Source organism: Micromonospora sp. WMMD558 (assembly GCF_049315255.1).
Classification (GTDB): domain Bacteria; phylum Actinomycetota; class Actinomycetes; order Mycobacteriales; family Micromonosporaceae; genus Micromonospora.
On record NZ_CP186061.1, the window covers coordinates 6,333,577 to 6,347,831 of the forward strand.

The 14,255-nt window shown below is 74.3% G+C and carries 12 protein-coding genes and 2 pseudogenes; 10 read left to right on the forward strand and 4 right to left on the reverse strand.

What is annotated here, in order from left to right:
• Positions 1 to 5: 5 nt before the first annotated feature.
• The 3 genes and pseudogenes from ACN26Y_RS29985 to ACN26Y_RS29995 form a co-directional block, all read left to right on the forward strand.
• The gene (locus ACN26Y_RS29985) at positions 6 to 878 is read left to right on the forward strand and encodes a cytochrome c biogenesis CcdA family protein (protein ID WP_422734016.1); all 873 of its coding nucleotides are present in this window, start codon (positions 6 to 8) and stop codon (positions 876 to 878) included.
• Positions 879 to 915: 37 nt separating this feature from the next.
• Entirely contained in the window at positions 916 to 1,362 is a 447-nt protein-coding gene (locus tag ACN26Y_RS29990) for a GNAT family N-acetyltransferase (protein ID WP_422734017.1), read from the forward strand.
• 268 nt (positions 1,363 to 1,630) lie between these two features.
• Positions 1,631 to 2,020 (forward strand): annotated as a pseudogene (locus tag ACN26Y_RS29995) (cellulose binding domain-containing protein); the annotation flags it as partial.
• A 285-nt stretch (positions 2,021 to 2,305) separates the two neighbouring features.
• Here ACN26Y_RS29995 and hemQ read toward each other — a convergent pair.
• From hemQ to hemE, 3 genes are read right to left on the reverse strand one after another with little or no spacing between them, the layout of a single operon-like run.
• Positions 2,306 to 3,007: a hydrogen peroxide-dependent heme synthase gene (gene hemQ, locus ACN26Y_RS30000; protein WP_155333401.1), complete on the reverse strand. Its 702-nt coding sequence runs from the start codon at positions 3,005 to 3,007 to the stop codon at positions 2,306 to 2,308.
• On the reverse strand, positions 3,004 to 4,413 hold the full coding sequence (hemG, locus tag ACN26Y_RS30005; protein WP_155333402.1) for a protoporphyrinogen oxidase: 1,410 nt from the start codon (positions 4,411 to 4,413) through the stop codon (positions 3,004 to 3,006). The genes hemQ and hemG overlap by 4 nt, the downstream gene beginning before the upstream one ends.
• 5 nt (positions 4,414 to 4,418) lie before the next feature.
• Entirely contained in the window at positions 4,419 to 5,516 is a 1,098-nt protein-coding gene (gene hemE / locus ACN26Y_RS30010; protein WP_155333403.1) for a uroporphyrinogen decarboxylase, read from the reverse strand.
• Between the two features lie 222 nt (positions 5,517 to 5,738).
• Here hemE and ACN26Y_RS30015 point away from each other — a divergent pair, with 222 nt between their 5' ends.
• The 7 genes from ACN26Y_RS30015 (at position 5,739) to ACN26Y_RS30045 (ending at position 13,850) form a co-directional block, all read left to right on the forward strand.
• Positions 5,739 to 6,311, forward strand: coding sequence for a DUF3000 domain-containing protein (locus ACN26Y_RS30015; RefSeq protein ID WP_155333404.1), 573 nt, complete (start codon positions 5,739 to 5,741; stop codon positions 6,309 to 6,311).
• Between the two features lie 165 nt (positions 6,312 to 6,476).
• The gene (locus ACN26Y_RS30020; protein WP_422734018.1) at positions 6,477 to 7,919 is read left to right on the forward strand and encodes an HRDC domain-containing protein; all 1,443 of its coding nucleotides are present in this window, start codon (positions 6,477 to 6,479) and stop codon (positions 7,917 to 7,919) included.
• Positions 7,920 to 8,090: 171 nt separating this feature from the next.
• Positions 8,091 to 9,284, forward strand: a complete 1,194-nt coding sequence (locus ACN26Y_RS30025) for a thiolase family protein (RefSeq protein WP_155333406.1) — start codon at positions 8,091 to 8,093, stop codon at positions 9,282 to 9,284.
• The gene (locus tag ACN26Y_RS30030) at positions 9,281 to 11,350 is read left to right on the forward strand and encodes a 3-hydroxyacyl-CoA dehydrogenase NAD-binding domain-containing protein (protein WP_155333407.1); all 2,070 of its coding nucleotides are present in this window, start codon (positions 9,281 to 9,283) and stop codon (positions 11,348 to 11,350) included. The genes ACN26Y_RS30025 and ACN26Y_RS30030 overlap by 4 nt, the downstream gene beginning before the upstream one ends.
• 244 nt (positions 11,351 to 11,594) lie before the next feature.
• A complete protein-coding gene (locus ACN26Y_RS30035; RefSeq protein ID WP_155333408.1) occupies positions 11,595 to 11,873 on the forward strand; it encodes a hypothetical protein in 279 nt (92 codons plus the stop codon).
• Between the two features lie 88 nt (positions 11,874 to 11,961).
• Positions 11,962 to 12,840, forward strand: a complete 879-nt coding sequence (locus tag ACN26Y_RS30040; protein ID WP_155333409.1) for a hypothetical protein — start codon at positions 11,962 to 11,964, stop codon at positions 12,838 to 12,840.
• 155 nt (positions 12,841 to 12,995) lie between these two features.
• Positions 12,996 to 13,850: a hypothetical protein gene (locus tag ACN26Y_RS30045; RefSeq protein ID WP_155333410.1), complete on the forward strand. Its 855-nt coding sequence runs from the start codon at positions 12,996 to 12,998 to the stop codon at positions 13,848 to 13,850.
• A gap of 61 nt (positions 13,851 to 13,911) precedes the next feature.
• On the opposite strand, the pseudogene ACN26Y_RS30050 reads toward ACN26Y_RS30045, so the two are convergent.
• A pseudogene (locus tag ACN26Y_RS30050) lies at positions 13,912 to 14,106 on the reverse strand (VOC family protein); the annotation flags it as partial.
• Between the last annotated feature and the right edge of the window lie 149 nt (positions 14,107 to 14,255).

Sequence of the window (14,255 nt, forward strand, 5' to 3'; positions counted from 1 at the left end):
CGTCAATGCCAGACGCCCCGTACGGCCTGGCGCTCGGAGCCGGGCTGCTCGCCGCGATCAACCCGTGTGGCTTCGCGCTGCTGCCGGCGTACCTGTCGGTGCTGGTGCTGGGGGACGGCCCGGCGGCCGACCGCGGGCCGCTCGCCCCGGTGGCCCGGGCGCTGGCGCTCACCGGGGCGATGACCCTCGGGTTCGTCGCCGTCTTCGGGACCTTCGGCCTGCTCGCCGCGCCCGCCGCCGACGCGATCGCCCGCCGGCTGCCCTGGGTGTCGGTGCTGATCGGCCTCGCGCTCGTGGTGGCGGGCGGCTGGCTGCTCGCCGGCCGGCAACTGCCCGCCTTCACCCCGAAGGTGTCCACCGGGCCGGCGGTCCGGCTGCGCTTCATGTCCATGGTGCTCTTCGGCGCCGCGTACGCGATCGCCTCGCTCGGCTGCACCATCGGGCCGTTCCTGGCGGTGGTGGTCGCCGCGTTCCGGGCCGGCTCGACCGGCGCCGGGATCGGCCTGTTCGTCGCGTACGCCGTGGGGATGGGTCTGGTGGTCGGCGCGGCGGCCCTCGCCGTGGCGCTGGCGCGGGAGTCGCTGGTGCGGCGCGCCCGCCGGGCCGGCCCGCTGCTCGGCCGGGTCGCCGGCGTGCTGCTCGCGCTGACCGGAGGCTACGTCGCGTGGTACGGCTGGTACGAGATCCGGCTGTTCGCCAACGGGGGCGGCGACGACCCGGTGATCGAGGGCGCGGGCCGGGTGCAGAGCGCGATCAGCTCGTGGGTCGGCGAACTGGGCCCGTGGGTGGTCGCGGCCGCGGTCGTCGCGCTGCTCGCGCTCGCCGCCGGCATCCAGGTGGTACGCCGTCGTGGCGCGCCGCGACGGCCACCAACCTGATCCCGCTGCCCGCCCGGAGACGCCCTACCATCGCGGGGTGCCGCACACCGAACTCCGCTCCGCCGCCTTCGCCGACCTGTCCGCCCGCACCTTCCACGACCTGCTCCGGCTGCGGATCGACGTGTTCGTGGTGGAGCAGGCGTGCCCGTACCCGGAACTGGACGGCCGCGACGTCGAGCCGGGCACCCGGCACGTCTGGCTGGAGGAGGACGGGGTGCCGCTGGCGTACCTGCGGATGCTGGCCGATCCGGGCGGTGTGGCGCGGATCGGCCGGGTCGTGGTGGCCGAGCGGGCGCGCCGCGGCGGGTACGCGGGCCGGCTGATGACGGCGGCCCTGACCGAGGTCGGCGCCCGCCCCAGCGTGCTGGCGGCGCAGTCGCACCTGGTCGGCTTCTACGCGCGGCACGGCTTCACGGTCAGCGGCCCGGAGTACGTCGAGGACGGCATCCCGCACACCCCCATGCGCCGGGAAGCATTGACGTAGTCCGATGGGTATGGGAGTCTGCCGGCGGAGCCAACCGCGCGGGTGACGCGGGGTCCGGGAGGGGCAACTCCCGAGCCGTCCGGGCGTCGTCGTCGATCCGACCACTCCCCCGGGGGCCCCATGTCCTTCCTCGCCCGATCGTTGAGATCACCCCGCATCCTGTGGCTGCTCGCCGTCGCGGCGACCGCCACCCTCCTGCTGACCACCGCGCTGGCCAATCCGGTCTCGGCCCACGGTTCCGTGGTGGACCCGGCCTAGCCCGCCCCCGACGACACCCCCGCCGACGACTCCCCCGCCGACCACGCCGCCCCCGACCACGCCGCCGCCGACCACGCCGCCGCCGACCACGCCGCCGCCGGCCGGCGCGTGCACCGCGACGTACCGGGTGACCAGCCAGTGGTCCGGGGGGTTCCAGGCGGACGTGACGGTGACCGCCGGCGGCTCGGCCGTCCGGGGTTGGAGCGTGAGCTGGACCTTCGCCAACGGCCAGCAGGTCAGCCAGGCCTGGAACGCCACGGTCACCAGGACCGGCGACACGGTCGTCGCCCGCAACGTCGACTACAACGGAAGCCTCGGCGCCGGTGCCAGTACCACGTTCGGCTTCATCGGCTCGGGCAACGCGAGCCCGATACCCGTCGTGGCCTGCACGACCGCCTGAGTCCCCGGCCGGGGCCGCGCCCATCTCCCTCCGGGCGCGACCCCGGCCGACCGGTAAGGAAGGGCCCCCCGTTAACGCCTGGCGTCGTAACGGGGCCCCTTCTTAACGTCACCTGCCGAGCCGACCAGCTCGGCAGGTCGGCCAAGGATTCGCGGCGCCGCCGGCCGGATGAGGCTTGCGCCAACCGACCCCGACCGACGTGACCACCGCGAGCCGGTGCTCCCCCGCGAGCTGTTAACAGGGGGCCCTTCTTCTACCGGAGGCGTTAAGAAGGGGCCCTTCCTTTCACGGCAGGCAGGTGATGATGTCGGCGATGGAGCGGCGACGGCCGGTGTAGAAGGGGATCTCCTCGCGAACGTGCAGGCGGGCGCGGGAGCCCCGCAGGTCACGCATCAGGTCCACGATGCGGTGCAGCTCGTCGGCCTCGAAGGCGAGCATCCACTCGTAGTCGCCCAGCGCGAAGGACGCCACCGTGTTGGCCCGCACGTCCGGGTAGCCACGCGCCATCCGGCCATGCTCGGCCAGCAGCTCACGCCGCTCGGCGTCGGGCAGCAGGTACCACTCGTACGAGCGGACGAACGGGTACACGCACACGTACCCGCGGGCCTGCTCGTCGGCCAGGAACGCCGGGATGTGGCTCTTGTTGAACTCGGCCGGCCGGTGCAGCGCCATCTGCGACCACACCGGGGTCATCGCGCGGCCCAGCGTGGTGCGCCGGAACCGCTGGTACGCGTCCTGGAGCGCGTCGCTCGACGACGAGTGCCACCAGATCATCAGGTCGGCGTCGGCGCGCAGGCCGGAAACGTCGTACGTGCCCCGGATCGTCACATCCTTGCCGGCCAACTCCTCGAAGAGCGCCTCGACCTCGCCGGTGACGTTCTCGCGCAGCGACGGCAGGGGGCTGGTGGCCCGGTACACCGACCACATGGTGTAGCGGATCGTGGCGTTCAGCTCCTTCAGCCGCGCCGCGTTGGTCTGCTCGGTCATGTCCGGGAACCTCCCAGTGCTGTGATGATCTCGTCGGCCGCCGTCGCGCCGGAGCGGACGCAGACCGGGATGCCGACGCCGTCGTACGCGGCGCCGGCCAGGGCCAGGGTCGGGTGGCCCGCGCGCAGCGTGGCCCGCGCGGACGCCACCCGGTCGAGGTGGCCGGGCGGGTACTGCGGCAGCGCCCCGCCCCACCGCTGCACGTGACCGGCGACCGGTGCGGGCAGCGGGACGCCGAGCACCGCCGACAGTTCCCGGTGCACCGTGGCGGCCAGGTCCTCGTCCGGGCGCTGGAGCTGGGCCTCGTCCCCGTACCGGCCGACCGACGCGCGGACCAGGGCGAGCCCGTCCGGCCGGCGCAGGTGCCCCCACTTCGTGGTGAAGAACGTCGAGGCCTTGATGAGCAGCCCTTCGGTCGCCGGCACCAGGAACCCGGACAGCGCCGGCAGCGCCGGCTCCGGCAGGGCGAGGGTGACCAGCGCGACGCTGGCGTAGTCCAGCCCGCCGACCGCCGCCGCGGCCTCCGGGGCGACAGCGTCGAGCAGCCGCGCGGCCGGGCGGGCCGGCACGGCCAGCACCACCGCGTCGACGTCCACGTGCTGCGCGTCGCGGGTCGGGCCGACGGTCAGCCGCCACCCGGCCCCGGCCGGGGTCACCTCGCGGACCGCCGCGTCCCGGCGGATCGTCGCCCCGCTGGCCGTCGCGGCAGCCTCGACCAGGGCGCCCAGGCCACCGGCCAGGGTTCCGAAGACCGGCGCGCCCGGCGCGCGGGGGGCGGCGGCCTGCGCGGCGCGTACCGCGCCGACCAGCGTGTGCTCCACCCGGGCCGCCCGGGCGAGGGCGGGCATCGTGGTGGCCAGCGACAGGTCGTCGGCCCGGCCCGCGTAGACGCCGCCGAGCATCGGGTCGACCAGCCGGTCGACCACCTCGTCGCCGAGCCGGGCGCGGACCAGCGCCCCAACCGCGACGTCGTCGTCGGGCCCGAGGAGCGGGCGGCCGGCGTCCCGGTCGGCGTCCGCGGCCGGCCGCGCGACCGCCGCCACCGCCGCCAGGTCCCCGGGTACGCCGACCAGCGTCCCGCCCGGGATCGGGCGCAGCCCACCGTCGACGGCGAGCGCGGCCTGCCCCACGGTGGGGTGGACGACACGGCCGGCCAGCCCGAGCCGGCGGACCAGGGCCACGGCGGCGGACTCCCCGCCCGCCGGGTCCCGCATGAGGAACGACTCGGCGCCGAACTCCACCGCCTGGCCGGCCAGCTCGCCGGTGCGCAGCTTCCCGCCGAGCGCGCCGCTCTGCTCGTACACCGTGATCTCGGTGCCGGCGGGGGCGCGGTCGCGCAACCGGACGGCGGCGGCCAGGCCGGCGATCCCGCCGCCGACCACCGCGACCCGCCACGGCGCCGCCATGCCGGTCAGCCCTGGTCGGCCGGGCGGGCGGACAGCTCGTGGACCAGAGCCACCACCCGGGTCAGCACGTCGGGGTCGGTCTCCGGCAGCACGCCGTGGCCGAGGTTGAACACGTGACCGGGGGTGGCCCGGCCCTGCTCCAGCACGCGCCGGACCTCCGCCTCCACGACCGGCCAGGGGGCGAGCAGCACGCACGGGTCGAGGTTGCCCTGCACGGCCCGCTCGGGACCGATCCGGCGGGTGGCCTCGTCCAGGGGCGTACGCCAGTCGACGCCGACCACGTCGGCGCCGGCCTCGCCCATGGCGGTCAGCAGCTCGCCGGTGCCCACCCCGAAGTGGATACGCGGCACGCCCGCGTCGGCCAGGCCGGCGAGGACCGCCTGCGAGTGCGGCAGGACGAAGCGCCGGTAGTCGGCCTCGGACAGCGCGCCCGCCCAGGAGTCGAAGAGCTGCACCGCGGAGACGCCGGCGTCGACCTGGACCCGCAGGAAGGCCAGCGTCACCTCGGCGAGCCGGCCGGCCAGGGCGTGCCACAGCTCCGGGTCGCCGTACATGAGGGCCTTGGTCTTCGCATGGGTACGCGAGGGACCGCCCTCGACCAGGTAGCTGGCGAGGGTGAACGGGGCGCCGGCGAAGCCGATCAGCGGTGTGCCGCCCAGCTCCTTCACCAGCATCCGCACCGCTTCGTCGACGTAGGAGACGTCGTCGCGGGTGATCGGGCGGATCCGCGCCACGTCGTCGGCGGAGCTGACCGGCTGGGCCACCACCGGCCCGGTTCCGGGGACGATGTCCAGGTCCACCCCGGCGGCGGCGACCGGCACCACGATGTCACTGAACAGGATCGCCGCGTCGACGCCGTGCCGGCGGACCGGCTGAAGGGTGATCTCGGTGACCAGGTCGGGACGCCGGCAGGACTCCAGCATCGCCACGTTGGCCCGGATCTCGCGGTACTCCGGCAGCGACCGGCCCGCCTGCCGCATGAACCAGACCGGGGTGTGCGGGCCGGGTCGGCGCCGGCACGCCCGGACGAAGGCTGAGTCGGCCGGACCGCCGGAGCGGGGGTCCTCGTCTCGGGCGGCGGTGCCCGCGGTGTCGGTGCTCATCGCGGCCATCGTGCCACGCCGCTCGCTGCCCCCCACCGCCACCGCCACCAATTGTGAGCCGCCTCCGCCCAGGTGCAAGGAAGGGCCCCTTGTTAACGGCTGCGGTAGAGGAAGGGTCCCCTTCTAACACCGGTCCGGCGGGGCGAGGGATCGTCGGGGCGCGGCCGGGGCGCACGGCGCGCCGCCGGGGCGGCGGGTCGGCGGCGGCATACGCTTTCGGGCATGGCCCCCCCGATCGCGCTCCCGGAGACCTTCGCCCGCGCGGTCGCCGGGCTCCGGTCCGCGGCGCCCCGGGCGGAGATCCTGCTCGAGGAGGTGGGGGCACCGCAGCGGCTCGCGCCGTACGCGTTCGCGCTCTCCGCCACCGTGCTGCGCGACGGTGACGAGGTGGCCACCGGCCGGCTGATCCTGCTGCACGACCCGGCGGGGCACGAGGCGTGGCAGGGCACACTGCGCCTGGTCACGTACGTGACCGCCGAGATGGAGGTCGACCTGGCCGCCGACCCGCTGCTGCCCGGGGTCGGTTGGACGTGGCTGACCGACGCCCTCGATGTGCAGGGCGCCCAACACCGGGCGATCGGCGGCACGGTCACCCAGACCATGTCGACCCGGTTCGGCGAGCTGGCAGGGCCGCCCGCGGCGGGCGACATCGAGATCCGCGCCTCCTGGACGCCGCTCGACGACGACCTGGCCCCCCACCTGTACGCCTGGTGCACCCTCCTCGCCTCGACGGCCGGCCTGCCACCACCCGGCGTCACCGCCCTGCCGACCCCACACCGCACCTCCCCGTCCTGACCCGGGCGGCCGCCGCGATCCTGCACACCCTCCCCGGGACGAACTGCCGGAGAAGGGGCGAAACGGGGGCCGAACGTGCATGATCGGCGGGGTGCAAGACGGGACGGGACACGCTACGGGGGCGGGTGCGCGCGGTAGGAGGCCGGCGGGCAATAGGGTTGTCAGGTGACCGACGAACCACCCCTGCGCCGTCGGGCCGCCGAAAGTCGTCCGGGAGACACACCGCACCACCCGCCGTCGGCCCTGCCAGTGCCGGAGGGAGCGGGGGCCCACCCGACCGCCGGCGGGCCCGTGCCGCCGACCGACTCCGCCGCCCGCCCCGAGGACGCCCCCGCCGACGGACCGGTGCCGCCGACCGACGCCGCCCGCCCCGAGGACGCCCCCGCCGACGGACCGGTGCCGCTGACCGCCCCACGCGACGGCACGCCCGAGCCGGTGACCACGCCGGAAGAACTCGAGGAGGTCCTGGCCCGCTTCGCCGCGGGGACCGGCCCGGTGGCCCTGGACGCCGAACGCGCCTCCGGATACCGCTACAGCCAGCGCGCCTACCTGGTGCAGCTCCGCCGCGCGGGCGCCGGCACGGCGCTGATCGACCCGCTCCCGCTGGCCGACCTGACCGCGCTCGACGAGGTCATCGGCGAGGCCGAGTGGGTGCTGCACGCGGCCAGCCAGGATTTGCCCTGCCTGGCGGAGCTGGGGCTGCGTCCCCGGCGCCTCTTCGACACCGAACTCGCCGCCCGGCTGGCCGGCTTCGAGCGGGTCGGCCTCGCCGCGCTCACCGAGCAGCTACTCGGTTTCAGCCTGGAGAAGCACCACTCGGCGGCGGACTGGTCGAGCCGGCCGCTGCCGGAGTCCTGGCTGACGTACGCCGCGCTGGACGTGGAGTTGCTGGTCGAGCTGCGTGACGCGCTCGACGCCGAGCTGTCCCGGCAGGGCAAGTCCGAGTGGGCGGCCGAGGAGTTCGCCGCGGTGATCCGCAACGGCACCCGCCCACCCCGGGTCCGCGCCGAGCCATGGCGCCGCACGTCCGGCATCCATCGCGTACGCGGCGCCCGGGCGCAGGCCCGGGTCCGGTCCCTGTGGTACGCGCGGGACCAGATCGCCGCCCGCCGCGACGCCGCCCCGGGGCGGGTGCTGCCGGACTCGGCGATCGTCGCCGCCGCGGAGTTGGACCCGAAGGACGAGAAGACCCTGCTCACGCTCCCCGGTTTCGGCGGCCGGTCGGTGCGTCGGCTGGCCCGCACCTGGTTGGCCGCGCTCGACGACGCCCGGAAGCTGCCCGACGACGCGCTGCCGGTCGCGCCGACGGTCGAGGGCCCGCCGCCACCGCACCGGTGGGCCGAGCGGGACCCGGTGGCCGCCGCCCGGTTGGCCCGCTGCCGGGAGGTGGTCGTCCAGGTCGCCGGCGCGCACACGCTCCCGCCGGAGAACCTGATCGCCCCCGACTCGGTGCGCCGCCTCGCCTGGGTCCCCCCGGAGGACGTCACCGACGGGACGGTGGCGGAGACCCTTCGCGGCCTCGGCGCCCGGGAGTGGCAGATCCACCTTCTCCTCCCGGCCCTGACCAAGGCCCTGATCGACCCACCGCCCGCTCCCTGGCCCGGTTGATCGAGAGGTTTGCGTCCGCGGCCCGCCGGTACGTTGACGCGAACCTCTTGATCAACTCGTCGGGCCTCCGGTCGGGCGAGGTGTGGGGTGGGCCACACGGGGGGTGGTGTTCCCGTTGGTTACTGGCGAGTAGCATCCGACTAAACGCCAGTGCCGGCTAGGAGGCTCCAAGTGCCCCGTGAAGTTCGGGATGTCGTCTTCGTCGACGGCGTCCGTACCCCGTTCGGCAAGGCGGGTGGCATGTACGCCAACACCCGCGCCGACGACCTGGTGATCCGCTGCATCCGCGAGCTGCTGCGCCGCAACCCGCAGCTGCCGCCGGAGCGGGTCGAGGAGGTCGCCATCGCCGCCACCACGCAGATCGGCGACCAGGGACTGACCATCGGCCGGACCGCCGCCCTGCTGGCCGGCCTCCCCAAGACGGTCCCCGGTTTCGCCATCGACCGCATGTGCGCCGGCGCGATGACCGCGGTCACGACGGTCGCCAGCGGCATCGCCATGGGCGCGTACGACATCGCCATCGCCGGCGGTGTCGAGCACATGGGCCGCCACCCCATGGGTGAGGGCGTCGACCCGAACCCGCGGATCATCGCCGAGAAGCTCGTCGACCCGTCCGCGCTCGTCATGGGCTCCACGGCGGAGAACCTGCACGACCGGGTCCCGCACATCACCAAGGAGCGCACCGACGCGTTCGCGCTCGCCTCGCAGCAGAAGACCGCCAAGGCGTACGCCAACGGCAAGCTCCAGGACGACCTGGTGCCGGTCGCGATCCGCGACCCCGAGGCCGGCTGGGGCCTGGCCACGGTGGACGAGGCTCCCCGGGACACCTCGATGGAGAAGCTCGCCTCCCTGAAGACGCCGTTCCGCCCGCACGGCAAGGTCACCGCGGGCAACGCGGCCGGCCTCAACGACGGCGCCACCGCAAGCCTGCTCGCCGCCGAGGAGACCGCGCGCGAGCTGGGCCTGCCCGTCGCCATGCGGCTGGTGTCGTACGGCTTCGTCGGCGTCGAGCCCGAGGTCATGGGCGTCGGTCCGATCCCGTCGACCGAGAAGGCGCTGCGCATCGCCGGCCTGACCATCGACGACATCGGCCTGTTCGAGCTGAACGAGGCGTTCGCCATCCAGGTGCTCGCCTTCCTCGACCACTTCGGCATCGCCGACGACGACCCCCGGGTCAACCCGTGGGGCGGCGCGATCGCCATCGGTCACCCGCTCGCCTCCTCGGGTGTGCGGCTGATGACCCAGCTCGCCCGGCAGTTCGCCGAGCACCCCGAGGTCCGCTACGGCCTCACCGCCATGTGCATCGGCATCGGCATGGGCGGCACCGTGATCTGGGAGAACCCGCACTGGGAGGGCAACAAGTGAGCGCGCTCGCGGCACCGAACGAGGTGGTCACCAAGGCGCTGCTGCGCGCGGTGAACGTACCGGGGCTGGACCGCCCGGCCGCCCTGATCACCCTGGACAACGGCTTCGACCACACCAAGCCGAACACCTTCGGCCCGGGTGGCCTGACCAGCCTGGACGAGGCGATCACCGCCGCGCTCGCGGCGAACCCGGCGTTCATCGCGGTCACCGGCAAGCCGTACATCTTCTGCGTGGGCGCGGACATCACCGGCCTGCCACTGCTCGCGGACCGCGAGCAGGCCCTGGAGATCGGCCGGCTCGGCCACCGGGTCTTCGCCCGGCTCAAGGACAGCGGGATCCCGACCTTCGCGTTCGTCAACGGCGCGGCGATGGGCGGCGGTCTGGAGCTGGCCCTGCACTGCCACTACCGGACGCTGTCGGCCGGCGCGGCGGCCCTCGCGCTGCCCGAGGTCTCGCTCGGCCTCATTCCCGGCTGGGGCGGTACGCAGCTGCTGCCGAACCTCATCGGCATCCCGGCGGCGACCCAGGTGATCATCCAGAACCCGCTGATGCAGAACAAGATGCTCAAGCCGAAGCAGGCCACCGAGATGGGCATCGCCGACGTCCTGCTGGAGCCGGCGGACTTCCTGGAGCGGTCCCTGGAGTGGGCCGCCGGCGTGGTCCGCGGCGACGTCACCGTGACGCGGCCCGAGGTCGACAAGGACATGTGGGGCGGTGTGCTCTACTTCGCCCGGCAGACCCTGGACCAGCGGCTGCACGGTGCGGTCCCGGCCGCGTACAAGGCGCTGGACCTGCTGGAGACGGCGAAGGACGCGGACTTCGCCGCGGGCACCGCCGCCGAGGACGAGGCCCTCGCGGACCTGGTCTTCTCCGAGGAGCTGCGCAGCGGCCTGTACGCGTTCGACCTGGTGCAGCGGCGGGCCAAGCGACCGGCGGGCGCGCCGGACAAGGGCCTCGCCCGTCCCGTCACCAAGGTCGGCATCGTCGGTGCCGGCCTGATGGCCAGCCAGCTCGCGCTGCTCTTCGCCCGCCGCCTCCAGGTGCCGGTCGTCATGACCGACCTGGACCAGGCCCGGGTCGACAAGGGCGTGGCGTACGTGCACCAGCAGATCGAGAAGTCGGTCAGCAAGGGCCGGATGGACAAGGGCACCGCCGCCAAGCTGTACGGCCTGGTGAGCGGCTCGGTCGACAAGTCGGTCTTCGCCGACGCCGACTTCGTGATCGAGGCGGTCTTCGAGGACCTGAACGTCAAGAAGCAGGTCTGGGCCGAACTGGAGAAGATCGTCAAGCCCGAGGCGGTGCTGGCCACCAACACCAGCTCGCTGTCGGTGACGGCGATGGCGGAGGACCTCGAGCACCCGGAGCGGGTGGTGGGCTTCCACTTCTTCAACCCGGTCGCGATGATGCCGCTGCTGGAGATCGTCCGCGGCGAGCGGACCGACGACGTCACGCTGGCGACCGCGTTCGCGGTCGGCAAGCAGCTGAAGAAGTCGTCGGTGCTGGTCAAGGACGCCCCGGCGTTCGTGGTCAACCGGCTGCTCACCCGGTTCCTCGGCACCGTCTTCGCCGCCGTCGACGCCGGCACCCCGCTGGACGTGGCGAACAGCGCGCTGGACCCGCTGGGCCTGCCGATGCGCCCCCTGGCGCTGCTCCAGCTCGTCGGGCCCGCCGTGGCGTACCACGTCGGCGGCACCCTGCACGCGGCGTTCCCGGACCGGTTCGGCGTCAGCGAGAACCTGAAGCGGATCGCCGACTCCGGCCAGCCGATCGTCGTGGACGACGAGATCAACGCCGAGGTGGCGAAGCTGCTCGTCGTCGGCGACCAGCCGCTCACCGCGGAGCAGGTCCGGCAGAACGCGCTCGACGCGCTGGCCCAGGAGATCCGGCTGATGCTCGACGAGGGCGTGGTCGCCGAGGCGCAGGACATCGACCTGTGCATGATCCTCGGGGCCGGCTGGCCGTTCCACCTGGGCGGCGTCACGCCGTACCTGGACCGGACCGGCACCTCCGAGCGGGTCACCGGCAAGCGGTTCCTGCCGCTCGGCGCGGCCAGCCTGTCCAAGTAGGACGTCCTCCGCTCCACCGCGATCGCGGTGGCCGCCCCTCCGGCGGCCACCGCGATCGCCGTTCCACGGCGTGGTCCGGGGCAGCGGAACCGCCGGCGCGCCCGCTACGATCACCCGTTCGCATCTTCGCGCCTGGAGCTGATGTCATGTCCTCACCGCCGGTCGACCCCTGGTCCGGGCAACCGGAGCGCGGCTCGCACCCCGGTTCCCCGCCCGCTGTCCCGCCGCCTCCGCCCCCGGGCCAGTGGGGGTCGCACGCCGGTGCCCACGAGCCGCAGCCGGGTGGCTGGCCGCCGGCACCCGGCTCGCCCCCCGCGGGTGGCGCCGGGCCGGCGGGCGGCTGGCAGCCACCGCCGCCGCCGGCGGGCTGGGCCGACCCGACCCGGCCCGCAGCTCCGCCGACGGCCGCCTGGCCGACCTCGCCGCAGACCACGCCGACGCGCTCCTGGCCGGAGGCCACACCGCCGCCCACCCCGGCCGGCGGCTGGCAACCACCGGCGGAGACATGGCCGCCCGCGGGTAGCGGGAACCCACCGGCCCCCGCCGCGGGCGGTTGGCCCGGCCCGCAGCCGGGATCGCGGCCGTCCGCACCCGCCGACCAGCCCACCCAGGTGTTCGCCGCGATTCCCCCGGCCGACCGGCCGACCAGCGGTCCGGGGTACGGCCAGCCGACCTCCGGCGGTCCGGGGTACGGCCAGCCGACCTCCGGTGGCCCCTCCTACGGCCAGCCGACCTCCGGGGTGCCCGGCTACGGCCAGCCGGCCGAAAGCACGCCGTACCCGCAACCGGGCGCGTTTCCCCCACCGCAGCCCGGCGGCGCGCCGGCCCGGCGGTCCAAGCTTCCGCTGGTGCTGTCGCTGGGCCTGGTGGGCCTGCTGGTGCTGTGCCTCGGCGGTGGCGGCCTCGCCTACGTCGCCCTGTCCGGGAGTGACGAGGACCCCGCACCGGTGCCGTCCTCGGCCCCCAGCGGGGACGCCACGCCGCGTGCCGCCGCCGAGGAGGAGACCCCGTCGGCCGAGCCCAGCGCCGAGCCGCGCATCCGGCTCGTCGCGCCGAAGACCCTCGGTGGGCGGGCGAAGAGCACCGACCCGGAGCTGCGAGCCCTGGCCGACGAGATGGTCCGGGACATGAAGTCGACGGTACGCAGCGAGAGCGGCGCGGTCGGCGCCTTCTACGGCAGCCCGGAGAAGCAGGACATGGTGATGATCGCCGGCGCCTCGGGTTTCGTCCTCGACCCCAAGCGGGAGCTGGACGACGCCGTCAAGGCGCTCTCCGCCGAGCTGAACGTCCGGCGGATGTCCACCGTGTCCCCCGGCCCGCTCGGCGGCGTGGCGAAGTGCGGCGACGGCAGCGCCTCCGACATCGACCTCGGCGTTTGCGTCTGGGCCGACCAGGGCAGCGTGGGCATGATCGTGATGTTCTTCTCGTCCGCCAGCAAGGCGAAGTCCGAGTTCGCCTCGATCCGGGGGCAGGTCGAGAAGCGCTCCTGACCAGTGGGGGCCGCGGCGGGGTCGGCATCTCGACGGGGACGCCGACCCGCCCGGCCCACCGGCGAAATTGATCACCTTGGCGGGCGGCGGACGGTGGCACCGGGACCACGCTCGCTAAGCTCACGCGTCGCGTTGTCGAAGACCTGGAGCTGACCATGTCCCAGCCGCCAGTCAATCCGTACCCTTCCCAGCCGGGCAGCGGCGCCCCGTACGGCGCACAGCCGGGCGCCTACCCGCCCCCGCAGCAGCCGGGCGCGTACCCGACAGGCCAGCAGCCCGGCGGATACCCGACACCCCAGCAGCCGGGCGCGTACCCGGCGGGCCAGCAGCCCGGCGGGTACCCGCCGCCGCAGCAGCAGCCCGGCGGCTTCCCGCCGCCCGTACCAGGCGCGCCCGGTCAGCCGTTCGGCGCGGCGCCGCCGCCGAAAAAGCGGTCGGCCGGCAAGGTCCTGCTGATCGTGCTCGCGGCCGTGCTCGTGCTCTGTCTGGGCGGGGCCGCGGTCGCCTTCTTCGCCGTCAAGGACGAGGTCAAGGAGACCGTCGACGCCACGAAGATCCGGGTCGTCGAGCCGGACACGCTCGCCGGCCGGCCGAAGGTCACCGACGCCAACCTCCAGGACATCAGCCGGCAGTTGGAGGCCGAGCTGAACAAGTCCCTTCCGGACGCCACGAGCACCGTCGGGGCCTTCTACGGTGACCCCGCGAAACAGGACCTGGTGATGGTGGCTGCCGCCTCGGGCCTCAACACCGACCCGACCAAGACCCTCGACGAGACGATCACCGGAGCCCGGCAGAGCGATGTCCAGGTCGGTGAGATGTCCTCGGTGGACCCGGGACCGCTCGGCGGGGAGGCCAAGTGCGGCGATGCCCAGGCCAAGGGCGTCCCGATCGGCGTCTGCGTCTGGAGCGACAAGGGCAGCCTCGGCATGATCATGGTCTACTTCAAGACAGGCGCGGACGTGCAGAAGGAGCTGGCCACGATGCGCGGCCAGATCGAGCAGAAGTCCTGACGTCGAACCGGACCGACCGGGCCCCGCCCACCACCTGGGCGGGGCCCGGCCCGTCAGTGCCTCAGCCCTGAGCGGCGGCGCTGCGCAGGACGCAGAACTCGTTGCCCTCCGGGTCGGCGAGCACGACTTGACCCGAGCCGTCCGGGCGGGTGCGATCGGCGACGTGCGTCGCGGCGATCCCGAGCAGGCGGGCGGCCTCCTCGTCGCGGGTCCGGTCGGTCGGTTCCAGGTCGAGGTGCAGGCGGTTTTTCACCGTCTCACGGCTTCGCACCGCCGGGCTGCTCGGCTCGATGGGCTCCATCGGTGACTGCTACGACTGCATGGTCGAGTCGTTCCTCGGCTCGGTGCAGCTCGAGTTGCTCGACCGCCAGCCCTGGCAAAGGCTCTCTGCCCGTCGGTCGTTCG

Coding starts and splice junctions, on each gene's coding strand:
- ACN26Y_RS30015 (WP_155333404.1), top strand. CDS start 5,739: ATGGCCCCCCCGATCGCGCTCCCGGAGACCTTCGCCCGCGCGGTCGCC.
- ACN26Y_RS30045 (WP_155333410.1), top strand. CDS start 12,996: ATGTCCCAGCCGCCAGTCAATCCGTACCCTTCCCAGCCGGGCAGCGGC.
- hemE (WP_155333403.1), bottom strand. CDS start 5,516: ATGAGCACCGACACCGCGGGCACCGCCGCCCGAGACGAGGACCCCCGC.
- ACN26Y_RS29985 (WP_422734016.1), top strand. CDS start 6: ATGCCAGACGCCCCGTACGGCCTGGCGCTCGGAGCCGGGCTGCTCGCC.
- hemQ (WP_155333401.1), bottom strand. CDS start 3,007: ATGACCGAGCAGACCAACGCGGCGCGGCTGAAGGAGCTGAACGCCACG.
- hemG (WP_155333402.1), bottom strand. CDS start 4,413: ATGGCGGCGCCGTGGCGGGTCGCGGTGGTCGGCGGCGGGATCGCCGGC.